The 13,452-nt window shown below is 64.7% G+C and carries 11 protein-coding genes; all 11 read left to right on the top strand.

The genetic code is table 11. The features are described 5' to 3' along the window. Window positions 1-44 precede the first annotated feature (44 nt). A complete protein-coding gene (locus QM797_RS11905) occupies window positions 45-1,187 on the top strand; it encodes a tobH protein (RefSeq protein WP_283275767.1) in 1,143 nt (380 codons plus the stop codon). Further along, window positions 1,187-2,416, top strand: coding sequence for a mannose-6-phosphate isomerase, class I (gene manA, locus QM797_RS11900; RefSeq protein ID WP_283275765.1), 1,230 nt, complete (start codon window positions 1,187-1,189; stop codon window positions 2,414-2,416). Before QM797_RS11905 ends, manA begins: the two co-directional genes overlap by 1 nt. A gap of 151 nt (window positions 2,417-2,567) precedes the next feature. Continuing rightward, window positions 2,568-4,076 (top strand): amino acid permease, encoded by a 1,509-nt coding sequence (locus QM797_RS11895; RefSeq protein WP_283275764.1) that lies wholly within the window; start codon window positions 2,568-2,570, stop codon window positions 4,074-4,076. Between the two features lie 134 nt (window positions 4,077-4,210). Then, window positions 4,211-5,431, top strand: coding sequence for an alkane 1-monooxygenase (locus QM797_RS11890; RefSeq protein ID WP_371833833.1), 1,221 nt, complete (start codon window positions 4,211-4,213; stop codon window positions 5,429-5,431). Window positions 5,432-5,533: 102 nt separating this feature from the next. Beyond that, window positions 5,534-7,018 (top strand): adenosylhomocysteinase, encoded by a 1,485-nt coding sequence (gene ahcY, locus QM797_RS11885; RefSeq protein ID WP_283275763.1) that lies wholly within the window; start codon window positions 5,534-5,536, stop codon window positions 7,016-7,018. A 6-nt stretch (window positions 7,019-7,024) separates the two neighbouring features. Next, on the top strand, window positions 7,025-7,690 hold the full coding sequence (locus tag QM797_RS11880; RefSeq protein WP_283275762.1) for a dTMP kinase: 666 nt from the start codon (window positions 7,025-7,027) through the stop codon (window positions 7,688-7,690). 4 nt (window positions 7,691-7,694) lie between these two features. Further along, window positions 7,695-8,372: an MtrAB system response regulator MtrA gene (gene mtrA, locus QM797_RS11875; RefSeq protein WP_027496508.1), complete on the top strand. Its 678-nt coding sequence runs from the start codon at window positions 7,695-7,697 to the stop codon at window positions 8,370-8,372. Then, window positions 8,369-10,054 carry an MtrAB system histidine kinase MtrB gene (gene mtrB / locus QM797_RS11870; RefSeq protein ID WP_283275758.1) on the top strand — a complete coding sequence of 562 codons (1,686 nt, stop codon included), beginning with the start codon at window positions 8,369-8,371 and terminating at the stop codon, window positions 10,052-10,054. Before mtrA ends, mtrB begins: the two co-directional genes overlap by 4 nt. Beyond that, window positions 10,051-11,832 (top strand): MtrAB system accessory lipoprotein LpqB, encoded by a 1,782-nt coding sequence (gene lpqB, locus QM797_RS11865; protein WP_502942319.1) that lies wholly within the window; start codon window positions 10,051-10,053, stop codon window positions 11,830-11,832. Before mtrB ends, lpqB begins: the two co-directional genes overlap by 4 nt. A gap of 45 nt (window positions 11,833-11,877) precedes the next feature. After that, the gene (locus tag QM797_RS11860) at window positions 11,878-12,561 is read left to right on the top strand and encodes a ComF family protein (RefSeq protein WP_283275757.1); all 684 of its coding nucleotides are present in this window, start codon (window positions 11,878-11,880) and stop codon (window positions 12,559-12,561) included. A gap of 200 nt (window positions 12,562-12,761) precedes the next feature. Further along, window positions 12,762-13,430 carry a ribosome hibernation-promoting factor, HPF/YfiA family gene (hpf, locus tag QM797_RS11855; protein WP_283275756.1) on the top strand — a complete coding sequence of 223 codons (669 nt, stop codon included), beginning with the start codon at window positions 12,762-12,764 and terminating at the stop codon, window positions 13,428-13,430. The last annotated feature ends 22 nt before the right edge of the window (window positions 13,431-13,452 follow it).

Here is a 13,452-nt window from a genome sequence, read left to right as displayed (position 1 = left end):
AAGCGTTCGTTTCCGGTCGGTTACGAAGGGGAGGTGTCGCAGCCATGACCGCAGTGTCGTCTCTGGTCGATCTCGACGATGCCGATGCTCTCATCGCGGCCGATCGCGAGGGTGCATTGCGCAGTGCTGCACTGGCGGGCGCGCAGGTTCGCGCCGTCGCGACGGCGGTGGACGAAGCGGTGCTGGCCCGGTTGGCCGATCTGCGCCCCCGAAGCGTGGTGATCGTGACCGGTGACGGTCGCAGCAGTCGGGCGGCGTCACTTCTCGTCGCAGCGCTCGGTGACCGACTCGGTGTTCCACTGGTCCGAAGTACCGGAACGCCGCCATGGATCGGCCCGCTCGATGTGGTGGTGGTGGCCGGCGACGACGCCGGAGATCCGCGCCTCGCCGAGTCCGTGGATGCCGCAGCGCGTCGCGGCGCGGAAGTGGTGGTGGTAGCACCCGAGGAAGGGCCGCTGCGTGCCGTCCGAGGGGCGAGGGTCATGTGGTTGCCGCCGCGAATCGCGGTCCGTGATCACAACGCTCTGATGCGGTATCTCGCCGCATTCGTCGCTGTTCTCGGTGCGGTTGCCGGCGGATCGTGGAAGACGTTGCTGCCCAATCTGTCTCGTCTGGCCGATCTGCTCGACGCCGAGGCGGTGCGAAACAGCCCATCCAACGAGGTGTTCCACAACCCGGCCAAGGCTCTCGCCAGTGGGATGAACGGTCGGCGGGTGGTGCTGTCCGGCAGCGGTCCGGCAGCCGTCGAGGTGGCTCGGCACGGCAGCGAGGTGCTGCTACGTGTTGCCGGTGTGCTCGTCGGTGCCGGAGAGCTCGGCGACGTCATCGCCGCATCCGTCCGGGCATCGACTGTCGAATCTGCCAACACGGCACAAACATTCGATTCCTTCTTCCACGACGAGCAGCTCGACGGCCCGCCGCCGGCACTGCCGATGCGCGTCATCGTCGTCGCATCCGACGTCGATCGCGCGATGACCGAACGACGAGTGGCCGGTGTGCCCGAGTCGGAATTGTTGCTCGCCGAGTCGAGTGAGGCATTGTTCGGCGGCGCGAGGCCGGGGTCCGAACTCGACATCGCCGCCACGTCTCCCGGTCCGGCTACACTTTCGGTGCTCGACACCATGTCCGTGTTGGCGACGCGGTTGGACACGACCGCCGCGTATCTGCTGTTGATGGGCGGTAGCTAGTGCAGCTCTTGCGTGGCGCGGTTCGGTCGTACGCATGGGGGTCGCGTACCGCTCTGGCCAGAATTCAGGGTCGCCCGGTTCCGTCCGATCATCCCGAGGCCGAGATCTGGCTCGGTGCTCACCCGGCAGATTCGGCGCATGTGGTGCACGAGGCCGGCAGCACCCCACTGCTGACATTGATAGACGGGGATCCGGCGACGCAGCTGGGAAGCTCGGCTCAGCAGTACGAGTCCCGACTGCCGTACCTGCTGAAACTGCTTGCTGCAGAAGAGCCTTTGTCGTTGCAGGCCCACCCAAGCAGTGCCCAGGCCCGTGAAGGCTTCGCGCGCGAGAATGCGGCCGGTGTCCCCATCGATTCTTCGGTGCGCAACTATCGGGATCCGAATCACAAGCCGGAACTGATCGTGGCGCTCACCGAGTTCGAGGCACTGGCAGGCTTCCGAAGCCCCACGGAGACCGTGGAACTGCTCGACGCGTTGGCTGTCTCCGCGCTCGGTGGATATCGAACATTGCTTGCCGCACAGCCCGATGCGTCCGGACTGCGTACGGTGTTCACCTCGTGGATCACGCTTCCCGGGCAGTCGCTGGACGATATTCTTCCGGCCGTTGCCCAGGGATGCATCGATTATCTTTCCGGTCCCGCGCGCACGGACGGTGGACGATTCGCGGCCGAGGCCAGGACCCTGCTCGAGCTCGGCGAGTCCTATCCCGGCGACGCCGGTGTGCTCGCAGCACTGCTGCTCAACAGAGTGACCTTGACTCCCGGCCAGGGCCTGTACCTGGACGCCGGAAACTTGCACGCTTACCTGCGCGGTACCGGAGTGGAAATCATGGCGAACTCCGACAACGTGTTGCGCGGAGGACTGACTCCCAAGCACGTCGACGTTCCAGAATTGCTGCGCGTACTGGACTTCGAGCCGGCCGACATCTCTCCCATCACTCCGGGTGAGGACGATAGGCCCACCTACCTGTACCGCACGCCTGCACCGGAATTCGCGCTGAGTCGGACGGCGGTGCCAGCGGGGGAGACGGTCGAGATACCCGGATCCGGTCCCCGAATCCTGCTGTGTACCGACGGAACCGTCGTGGCGAGTACCGGTGGCCGACAGTCCGGGCTGACGGTGCCGCAGGGCAGCTCGGCCTGGATACCGGCAGCGGATCGATCGGTCACCGTGACTGCCGATTCGGGCGTGGCCGAGGTGTTCGTGGCCTCCGTCGGCCGCCTGTAGATCCCTTCCGGCCTGTCGTACTTGTGCGGAGGTCTCTTCGAACTGCCGAAGTGCGCGAGCGGCGTGCCCGAAGGCAATAGTCTGGTGTCACAGTGAACTCTGCGACGGGTGTGATCCGTGGACAGAGACGAATACGCGCTACGGAGGTCCGATGAGCAGAGCAGACCGGCCGGCCAAGACCCCGCGCACGACGGGGTGGTTCCGGACCAAATCGATCGAGCAGTCGATCGAGGACACCGACGAGCCGGATACCAAACTCCGGAAAGAACTCGGTTCCTGGGACCTCACCGTGTTCGGCGTCGCCGTTGCCGTCGGTGCAGGCATCTTCACCCTGACCGCGCGAACCGCCGGAAACGTGGCGGGACCGGCGGTGTCGGTGGCGTTCGTGCTCGCGGCGATCGCCTGCGGTCTGGCGGCACTGTGTTACGCGGAGTTCGCCTCGACGGTTCCCGTTGCCGGCAGCGCGTACACGTTCTCCTATGCCGCGTTCGGTGAGTTCATCGCCTGGATCATCGGCTGGGATCTGATCCTCGAGTTCGGTCTGGCGGCTGCCGTTGTGGCCAAGGCGTGGTCGTTGTACCTGGGAGATCTGCTCGGTACGGCCGCACCTGTGCTCCAGATCGGTTCGCTGAACTTCGACTGGGGCGCACTGCTCATCGTGGTGGTGCTGACGGTGCTCATCGCATCGGGCACCAAGTTGTCCTCGCGGGTCTCGCTCGTGATCACTGCAATCAAGGTGGTCGTCGTTCTCTTCGTCGTCGTGCTCGGTGCCTTCTACATCAAGGTCTCCAACTACGACCCGTACATTCCTCCGTCGCAGCCCGGCTCCACCGGCGAAGGCCTCCGTCAGTCACTGTTCTCGTTCGTCACCGGTGCGGGCGGCAGCTCCTTCGGCTGGTACGGACTGCTGGCCGCGGCGTCCCTGGTGTTCTTCGCGTTCATCGGCTTCGACGTGGTCGCGACGACGGCGGAAGAGACCAAGGAGCCGCAGAAGGCACTGCCGCGCGGCATCCTCGGTTCCCTCGCGATCGTGACCGTGCTCTACGTGGCCGTCACCCTCGTGCTGACCGGAATGGTGAAGTACACCGATTTGGCGGGCGACAGTGCAACGCTGGCAACGGCGTTCGAGCTGAACGGCCTGACCTGGGCCAAGAACATCATCTCGTTCGGCGCGCTTGCCGGCCTCACGACCGTGGTGATGGTGTTGATGCTGGGCCAGACCCGGGTGCTCTTCGCGATGTCGCGAGACGGATTGGTGCCGCGTGGATTGGCCCACACCGGAAAGAAGGGCACGCCGGTTCGGACGACGATTCTCGTGGGCGTCATCGTCGGCCTTCTCGCGGCCTTCGTTCCACTGGGCACGCTCGAGGAAATGGTGAACATCGGAACGCTGTTCGCATTCGTGCTCGTGTCGGCGGGTGTTCTGGTTCTGCGCAAGACTCGACCGGACCTCGAGCGCGGCTTCCGGGTGCCGTGGGTTCCGCTGGTGCCGATCCTTGCCGTGCTCGCGTGCCTGTGGTTGATGCTGAACCTGTCGGTGGAGACGTGGCTGCGCTTCCTGGTCTGGATGGCCGCGGGTGTCGTGATCTACGTGCTGTACAGCAGGCGTCATTCGGTGATGGGACTGCGGGAAGCAGAGAAGGTGAAGACCGAGAAGTAGCCGGTGCGGTCTTTGGAGCCCGTCCTACGATGCCCGGTCGAATTCGGTCGGTGTCACATCGAACCGCGAGAATGTTATACCCTCGAAAACAGACTTGGAGGACTCATACGGTTCGATGAGAGGGTGTTGAAGCAGTGAGTGCGGACGGCCGAATCACTTCCACGAAGGATTCGGGTGTCGCTTTCGGGGGGCGGGATTCGACGGCCGGCGAACGTTCGCTTCGCTGGCAGGGCAACAAACGCTATTTGTGGATGCTGGGGCTGTTGGCCCCGGCATCGGCACTGCTGCCGTCACAGTTGGTTTACTGGACGGGCATGCAGATCTTCTGGTGGAGCGGTGTTCTGGTGTTCTTCGTGATCATTCCGGTGATCGACCTGATCGCCGGTGAGGACGGGCACAACCCGGACGAGTCGGCGAGTGAGAAACTGCAGAACGATCGCTACTACCGCTGGTGTACCTACCTCTTTCTCCCCATTCAGTTCATCGGGCTGATCGTCGCGTGCTGGATGTGGGCGTACGGCGAGCTGGCCGTAGTGGACAAGATCGGGCTCGCCGTGACGGTGGGGCTGGTGGCAGGCACCGGTATCAACGCCGCTCACGAGCTTGGTCATCGCATCGAGCAGCACGAACGGTGGCTGGCCAAGATCGCGCTGTCTCAGACGCTCTACGGGCACTTCTTCGTCGAACACAACCGCGGTCATCACGTTCGGGTAGCGACTCCGGACGATCCCGCAAGCGCGCGGCTCGGCGAGAGCGTGTGGACCTTCGTGCCGCGCAGCACGGTGTTGGGGCTCGTCTCCGCGTGGAGGCTCGAGGCGCAGCGTCTGCGGCGCAAGGGTCGCTCGGTCGCGAGCCCTACCAATGCGCTGCTCCACACCTGGTTACTGAGCGCAGTGCTGTTCGGCACGTTGCTGGTCACCTTCGGCCCGGCCATCGCGCCGTATCTACTGCTGCAGGCCGTGGTCGGATTCGTGCTCCTCGAGATGGTGAACTACGTGGAGCACTACGCCTTGCTCCGCGAGACGAACGACCGCGGCAAATACGTTCGATGCTCACCCCGTCACAGCTGGAACAGCGACAGAATCTGCACCAACATATTTCTCTACCACCTGCAACGGCACAGCGACCATCACGCCAATCCCGGCAAGCGTTATCAGACCCTGCTCTCCTGCGACGAAGCTCCGCAGCTGCCGGCCGGATACGCGTCGATGGTGATCCTTGCCGCAATCCCGCCGCTGTGGCGTCGAGTGATGGACCCACGGGTACACGCGCACTACCAAGGCGATGTCACCCGTGCCAACATCCTTCCCCGCAAGCGCGCCCGAATTCTGGCGCGAGCCGGACGAAACGGATAGTGCAGACGGTCGGTGCGGACTCGTCCCGCCGGGCAGTCGGTACTTCCTCCGCGCGGACCCGATAGCCTGGTGGACAGACACTCAGTCAACAGGAGAGGCAAGATGACGACCTCAGTTACGTCAGTATCGGCACTCACCGTGGAACACCGCGGTGGAATCGACTTCAAGGTCGCAGACCTGTCGCTGGCAGAATTCGGCCGCAAGGAGATCAGACTCGCCGAGCACGAGATGCCCGGTCTGATCGCGCTGCGTCGCGAATACGCGGACGTTCAGCCGCTCAAGGGAGCCCGGGTTTCGGGATCGCTGCACATGACGGTGCAGACCGCCGTGCTGATCGAGACCCTGGTGGCACTCGGGGCCGAGGTTCGCTGGGCGTCGTGCAACATCTTCTCCACACAGGATCACGCGGCTGCGGCCGTGGTCGTCGGACCGTACGGAACCGTCGAGGATCCCAAGGGCGTTCCGGTGTTCGCCTGGAAGGGCGAAAGCCTCGAGGAGTACTGGTGGGCGGCCGAGCAGATGCTCACGTGGCCCGAGCAGCCGGCCAACATGATCCTCGACGACGGCGGTGACGCCACGATGCTGGTATTGCGCGGCGCGCAGTTCGAGAAGGCGGGCGTGGTTCCGCCGACCGACGACGATCACGATTCGGACGAGTACAAGGTGTTCCTCGGTCTCCTCCGTCGTTCGCTCGAAGCGTCGAAGACCAAGTGGACCGAGGTAGCCGCGTCCGTTCAGGGCGTGACCGAGGAGACCACCACCGGTGTGCTCCGGCTCTACCAGTTCGCGGCCGCGGGAGAACTCACGTTCCCTGCCATCAACGTCAACGACTCGGTGACCAAGAGCAAGTTCGACAACAAGTACGGCACGCGCCACTCGCTGATCGACGGCATCAACCGGGGCACCGACGTCCTCATCGGCGGCAAGGCCATTCTGGTGTGCGGCTACGGCGACGTGGGCAAGGGCTGTGCCGAGGCGCTCAAGGGCCAGGGTGCACGTGTGACCGTCACCGAGGCCGACCCGATCAACGCGCTGCAGGCGCTCATGGACGGCTTCGACGTGCGCACGGTCGAAGAATTCATCGAGCAGGCCGACATCGTGATCACCTCGACGGGCAACCTGTCGATCATCACGTTCGAGCACATGCGCAAGATGAAGCACCAGGCAATCCTCGGCAACATCGGCCACTTCGACAACGAGATCGACATGGCCGGTCTGGAGAAGGCCCCCGATGTCACGCGCATCAACATCAAGCCGCAGGTCGACGAGTACCAGTTCAAGGACGGGCACTCGATCATCGTGCTCTCCGAGGGACGCTTGCTGAACCTCGGCAACGCGACGGGTCACCCGTCGTTCGTCATGAGCAACAGCTTCTCCAATCAGGTCATCGCTCAGATCGAACTGTGGACCAAGCCGGACGAGTACGACAACGAGGTCTACCGCCTGCCCAAGCACCTGGACGAAAAGGTCGCGCGGATCCACGTCGAAGCGCTCGGTGGCTCGATCACCAAGCTCACCAAGGAGCAGGCCGAGTACATCGGAGTGGACGTCGAGGGCCCGTACAAGCCCGAGCACTACCGCTACTGACCCACGGTGGGACTGCTTTTCGTCATCGAAGGAGTCGACGGTGCGGGCAAGAACACGCTCGCCCGTCGGCTCGTTTCGGCATGGGAACGCGACGGCCTCCACGTCGCGCGCATCGGATTTCCGCGGTACGACCGATCGGTGCACGCCGATCTTGCGGCGGAGGCGCTGCACGGCGAACACGGCGATACCGCCGGTAGTGTGCACGCGATGGCTCTGCTGTTCGCGCTCGATCGCCGGGATGCGGTCGACGAGATCCGAAAGCTGCTCTCGCACAACGATGTAGTTCTTCTCGATCGGTACGTGGCGTCCAATGCCGCGTACACGGCTGCTCGGTTGGAGCAGACTGCGGACGGCGGGGCCGTCGAGTGGATCAGAGCGCTCGAATTCGAGCGTTTCGGAGTTCCGATTCCGGACACTCAGATTTTGCTCGACGTGCCCGTGGCACTCGCCGCCGAGCGGGCTGCGGCGCGCGAGAGTGCGGACGCCGCCCGGACCCGGGACGCGTACGAGCTGGACGGCTCGCTCCAGAGCCGAACGTCGGCCGTGTACGGCGCTCTCGCGGCGGCGAACTGGGTGTCGCCGTGGCATGTCGTCACCGCCGACGTAGATCCCGATCGACTCGCCGCCGAGTTGACCAATCAGCCATCAGGCGAGCCGAGAGTGACACCATAGGAGTATGAAGCCTCGGATTCTGGTTGTGGACGACGATTCGGCTCTGGCGGAGATGCTCACCATCGTGTTGCGCGGTGAGGGATTCGAGCCCTTCGTGGTCGGAGACGGCACCCAAGCATTGGCGGCCGTGCGCGAGAACCGGCCGGATCTGGTGTTGCTGGACCTGATGCTTCCCGGTATGAACGGCATCGACGTATGCCGCGTACTGCGGGCCGATTCTGGCGTTCCGATCGTGATGCTGACGGCCAAGACCGACACCGTCGATGTCGTGCTGGGCCTCGAATCCGGCGCAGACGACTACATCATGAAGCCCTTCAAGCCCAAGGAACTGGTCGCACGCGTTCGAGCGCGCCTGCGCAGGACCGAGGACGAACCCGCCGAATTGTTGTCCATCGCAGACATCGTGATCGACGTGCCCGCACACAAGGTCAGCCGCGGCGACGAACTGGTGTCGCTGACACCACTCGAGTTCGATCTGTTGGTGGCGTTGGCTCGCAAGCCGCGACAGGTGTTCACCCGAGAGGTCTTGCTCGAACAAGTGTGGGGCTACCGTCATGCGGCCGACACCCGACTGGTCAACGTGCACGTGCAGCGCCTGCGCGCCAAAGTCGAGAAGGACCCGGAGAACCCGGAGGTGGTGTTGACCGTGAGGGGGGTCGGTTACAAGGCCGGACCGCCGTGATCGGTTTCTCCCATTCTCGGCGGCGAATCAACGGCAAATTCTCCCCTCTGCTGCGGTGGTTTCGTTCGCTGAGTACATCGCTGGGCCATGCCTGGCGACGGTCCTTGCAGCTCCGCGTCGTCGTGTCGACCTTGACGTTGTCTTTGGTGGTCATCCTCATCCTCGGTGTGGTGTTGACCTCCCAGATCACCGATCGGCTACTCGAAGCCAAGTTGTCTGCGGCCACCGAGGAACTAGACAGATCGCGAACCACCGTCGAGGGCAACCTCGCTGGTGCCGACGATTCGAGTGGACTCGCGACGCGCCTCGAACGAGCGCGAGCAGCACTGACCAACCAGGACCTGGACGCCGCCTCGACCACCGGGTCGGCGGGATCGTTCGATCCGGTGTTGATCGTCGAAGGTGACGCCACCCGGGCCGAGGCGTCGGTCGGGCCGGTAGATCAGATCCCGAGCAGCCTGCGCGACTTCGTCAAGAAAGGCCTGATCAGTTCGCAGTACGCGACCGTGACCGACAGTGACGGCGGCTACTCCGGATCGGCACTGATCATGGGATCGCCCACCGGATCCGACATCTCGGCTCTGCAGCTCTACCTGATCTTCCCGTTGGCCAGCGAGGACCGAACACTCTCGCTCGTCCGCGGAACGTTGTTCATCGGCGCAGTGGTGCTTCTGGTGCTGCTCGCCGCGATCGCGATGCTCGTCGCACGGCAGGTGGTGCTGCCCATTCGATCCGCCTCGCGCATCGCGGTACGTTTCGCCGACGGCAGGCTCAAGGAGCGCATGCCGGTTCGCGGTGAGGACGACATGGCCAGGCTCGCGATGTCGTTCAACGAGATGGCCGAGAGCCTGTCCAAGCAGATCACCCAGCTCGAGGAATTCGGCAACCTGCAGCGCCGGTTCACCTCCGATGTCAGCCACGAACTGCGGACCCCACTCACGACCGTGCGCATGGCCGCGGACCTCATCCACGACGCCAGCGACGATCTCGAACCCGCACTCAAGAGATCGTCGGAGCTGCTGGTCAACGAGCTGGATCGCTTCGAGACTCTGCTCGGCGACCTGCTCGAGATCAGTCGACACGACGCGGGTGTGGCCGAACTGGCTGCCGAACAGCTCGATCTTCGGATGTGCGCGCGCGCCGCGGTGTCCACCGTTCGGCACCTGGCGCGCGAGACCGGTACCGAAGTGATCGTCGACATGCCCGAGACCGCGGTCGTCGCCGAGGTGGACCCCAGGCGAGTGGAGCGGATTCTGCGGAACCTTCTGGCCAACGCACTCGATCACGGCGAAGGCAAGCCAGTGCTGCTGCGGCTCCGTTCGGACGCCGACGCGGCAGCATTCGTGGTGCGCGATCAGGGAATCGGCCTGCGACCGGGAGAAGAGAAGCTGGTGTTCAACCGGTTCTGGCGCTCGGATCCCTCACGCGTCCGTCGCTCCGGCGGTACCGGACTCGGGCTGGCGATCAGCGTCGAGGACGCCCGACTGCACGACGGTAAGCTCGAAGCGTGGGGTGCAGTAGGGGAAGGTGCATGCTTTCGACTCACCCTGCCACTCGTGCGCGGACACAAGGTGATCGGATCTCCGCTGCCCCTCAAGCCCAGCACCAAGAAGTACGCGCAGGGGCAGCCGATTCCGGCGATCACCGCACAGAAGACGTCGGCACCGGAGTCGGTGACGTGATTCGATCGGCTCGTCGCGGTAGTCGGGTACTGGCGATCTGCGCACTCGCGATCGCGCTCGTCGGTGGCTGCGCCAGCCTGCCCGAGTCCTCCAGTCCGCAGGCAATCGGAACCCTGACAGATGGTGCGGTGCCGACGAGTGCCCCGGCCCCCGAACCCGGACGCGAGCCGGATCGCTTGCTGGACGACTTCTTCGAGGCCAGCGCCGTCTCCGCCAACAGGCATCAGGCCGCTCGGCAATTTCTCACCGAGGAGGCGTCGGGAACCTGGGACGACGGAGCGCGAACCGTCGTCGCGGACCGGATCGACACCTTGTCCGGACCTCGTACGTCCGAGACCGCGCAGTTCACGATTCGTTCGACGAAGGCCGGGATGCTGGCCTCGGGCGGGGAATACCAGGCAGGTTCGGACACCTTCGACGTTGCGATCGAGATGACGCGGGTGGACGGACAATGGCGCATCTCCAAGCTTCCGCCCGGTGTCGTCATCGATCGGTCCGCATTTCTGAACACGTATCAGCAGCGATCGCTCTACTTCGTGGATCCTCTCGGCGGCGTGCTCGTGCCCGAGGTGCGCTGGACGAGCGGATCGCAGGACCAGCTGGCCAATCAACTCGTGCAGCTGCTCATCGACGGTCCCAAGTCGGCTCTGTCGGCGGCAGTGAGCAACGAACTGTCCGACGACGTGAGCATTCGCGGACCCATCACCAAGGCCGACGGTCAGACCTCTCAGGTGGGGGTGGGGCTCGGCGGCATCAAGATCGACTTCGGCGGCCTGCAGAACAAGGGTGACCGCGATCGCGAACTCCTTGCCGCTCAGGTGATCTGGACCCTGGCGTCGGCCGAGGTGGCCGGCCCGTACGTGCTGCTGGCCGACGGTCAACCGATCGACACGACCAAGCCCGACGGGTGGACGACCGCAGGCGTCGATTCCTTCGATCCACTCGGGGGCACCGACGCCGGCATCGGGCTGCACGCCCTCGCGTCGGGGGGATTGCTCCGGGTCGACGAGGCGGAGACCACACCCGCCCCCGGGTACTTCGGACAGGCGCGCAATCTGCGCTCGGTGGCGTTGTCCAACGACGGCACTCTCGTGGCTGGAGTCGCCGACACCGGGCGCCCTGCGCCTGCCCCGTCGAGCACTCTCATGGTGGGCAGCTACGACGGTGGCGCGTTCCCGGTGGCCGAAGGGCAGTCGATCACGCGGCCCACCTGGGGGGCGGACGACAACGCGGCCTGGGCGGTGATCGACGGCACCAATGTCATCCGAGCCGCTCGTGATCCCTCCACCGGTCAGGTCTCCGTGATCCCCGTCGACGCCTCCGCCGTCACGACCCTGGGCACCCGAATCACCGAACTGCGATTGGCCCGCGACGGCGTACGAGCAGCGCTCATCGTCGACGGCGTCGTGTACGTGGCGACGGTGGTGCGCGATCCGACGGGCGTGTACTCGTTGACCTCGCCCCGCGCGGTGGCCATCGGACTGGGCAGTGACGCCACCAGTTTGGACTGGTCCACCGGAGACACCATCGTGATCGCGAGAGTCGCCACGGACACACCGGTGGTGCAGGTGACGGTCGATGGTTCCAGGATGGACGCCCTTCCGTCGCGCAACCTGACCACTCCGGTGCTGGCGGTCGATGCGTCGCCGGAAACGGAGTACGTGGCCGACGCGCGTGCGGTGTTCGCGCTCAACAACGCCGATCCGGTCGGCGACCGTTACTGGCGCGAGGTCACCGGCCTGGCCGGCGTGAAAGCAGTGCCGATTCTGCCCGGCTGATGTCGGCGAGTCGCGTGTCGGTGGGTGCAGGCAGACTCGGCGCTCATGCGAACACTCCTCGATCTGGTTCTCCCGCTCGAGTGCGCCGGTTGTGGAGTGCCGGGGGAGAACTGGTGCCGGGCGTGTGGCGAGGCACTGTTCGTCCCACCCATCCCCGTTCGTCCGCGTGTCGATCCCGGTGTGCCTTGTTGGGCTCTCGGCACGTACAGCGGACCGCGTCGCAGCGCCGTCATCGCCATGAAGGAACGGGGTCGCCGGTCGGTGGCTCGGCCACTCGGACGTGCGTTGGCAGTGGCCGTCGGACATCTGCGCGAGGCGGGTGAGATCGATCCTCCGGAGCTCGGCTCGCTGATTCTGGTCTGCGCCCCCTCTCGGGCCCGTGCGGCCCGGGCACGCGGGGGTGATCCTGTTCTGCGATGCGCTCGGATCGCCGCCGAAGAATTGGCACCGGAGCGAGTTCTCGTGCCCGAGTTGCTGCGCATGTCCGGTGGAGCCAAAGATTCGGTCGGGTTGTCGGCCGGTCAACGTCAGCACAACGTGGCGGGTCGGATCGAGGCCGTCGGGGTGCGTCGTCCACGGGTCGGCGGAGCTGCGTCGCAGGCGGCGGCTTTCGCCGTTCTGTTGATCGACGACGTCGTGACCACCGGTGCCACACTGGCCGAATCGGCAAGAGTGTTAAGCGATTTCGGAGTACCTATCGCCGGCGCACTCGTCGTGGCGAGTGCCTGACTACGCCCGAGGAAGACACGCCGACAACCAATTCGTGGTGAACGGTGGCACACGAGTCGATGACCGACTAACGTCGCGGACACGCACCCACTGGACAAGATGCGAGGTGATGCCCCGGACTCTGATGCCGGAAGGTTCCCCATTCGGCATGCACACTTGCCACGTCCAACAGTGGGCGTGGCCGATATCGGGAGGTACGCGTGACGACCCCTTCACAAGCCTCGGTTTTCTTCGACGAGAAGCCTTCGGAAGAACCCGCCAAGAGCAACGCGGACGTTGTGGTCAAGGGCCGCAACGTCGAGATACCGGATCATTTCCGGATATACGTCTCCGAAAAACTTGCTCGCCTCGAGCGCTTCGACCCCTCCATCTACTTGTTCGATGTCGAACTGCAGCACGAACGAAATCGCCGCCAGGCCAAAGCATGTCAACGCGTGGAGATCACCGCGAAGGGCAAGGGTCCCGTTGTTCGTGCCGAAGCGTGCGCCGACAGTTTCTATGCCGCTCTCGAAGCGGTGACGTCGAAACTCGAGAGCAGACTCAGGCGAACCAAGGACCGTCGGAAGGTTCATTACGGAGAGAAACGGCCCGTCTCCGTTGCCGAGGCCACCGCCGAACTCGCCGAGGACGACACGCTCGCACTCGACCCCGATACGAAGCTCGATTCTTTCGAGGACGATCAGAGCGGCCCCGGGCACATCGTGCGCACCAAGACCCACTCGGCCGCTCCCATGAGCGTCGACGATGCACTGTACGAGATGGAGCTCGTCGGCCACGATTTCTTCCTGTTCCACGACAGCGCCACCGACCGACCATCGGTCGTGTATCGACGGCACGCCTTCGATTACGGCTTGATCAGACTCACCTGACCCGCCCGTTCGCGGTGGCAGA

Source organism: Rhodococcus sp. IEGM 1381 (assembly GCF_030056795.1).
GTDB lineage: Bacteria > Actinomycetota > Actinomycetes > Mycobacteriales > Mycobacteriaceae > Rhodococcoides.
This window is presented reverse-complemented; position numbering and strand designations above follow the sequence as displayed.

Excerpts from the sequence above, each read along its gene's own strand:
- QM797_RS11905 (WP_283275767.1), top strand. The coding sequence starts at position 45 with ATGACCGCAGTGTCGTCTCTGGTCGATCTCGACGATGCCGATGCTCTC.
- QM797_RS11895 (WP_283275764.1), top strand. The coding sequence starts at position 2,568 with ATGAGCAGAGCAGACCGGCCGGCCAAGACCCCGCGCACGACGGGGTGG.
- ahcY (WP_283275763.1), top strand. The coding sequence starts at position 5,534 with ATGACGACCTCAGTTACGTCAGTATCGGCACTCACCGTGGAACACCGC.
- mtrA (WP_027496508.1), top strand. The coding sequence starts at position 7,695 with ATGAAGCCTCGGATTCTGGTTGTGGACGACGATTCGGCTCTGGCGGAG.
- QM797_RS11860 (WP_283275757.1), top strand. The coding sequence starts at position 11,878 with ATGCGAACACTCCTCGATCTGGTTCTCCCGCTCGAGTGCGCCGGTTGT.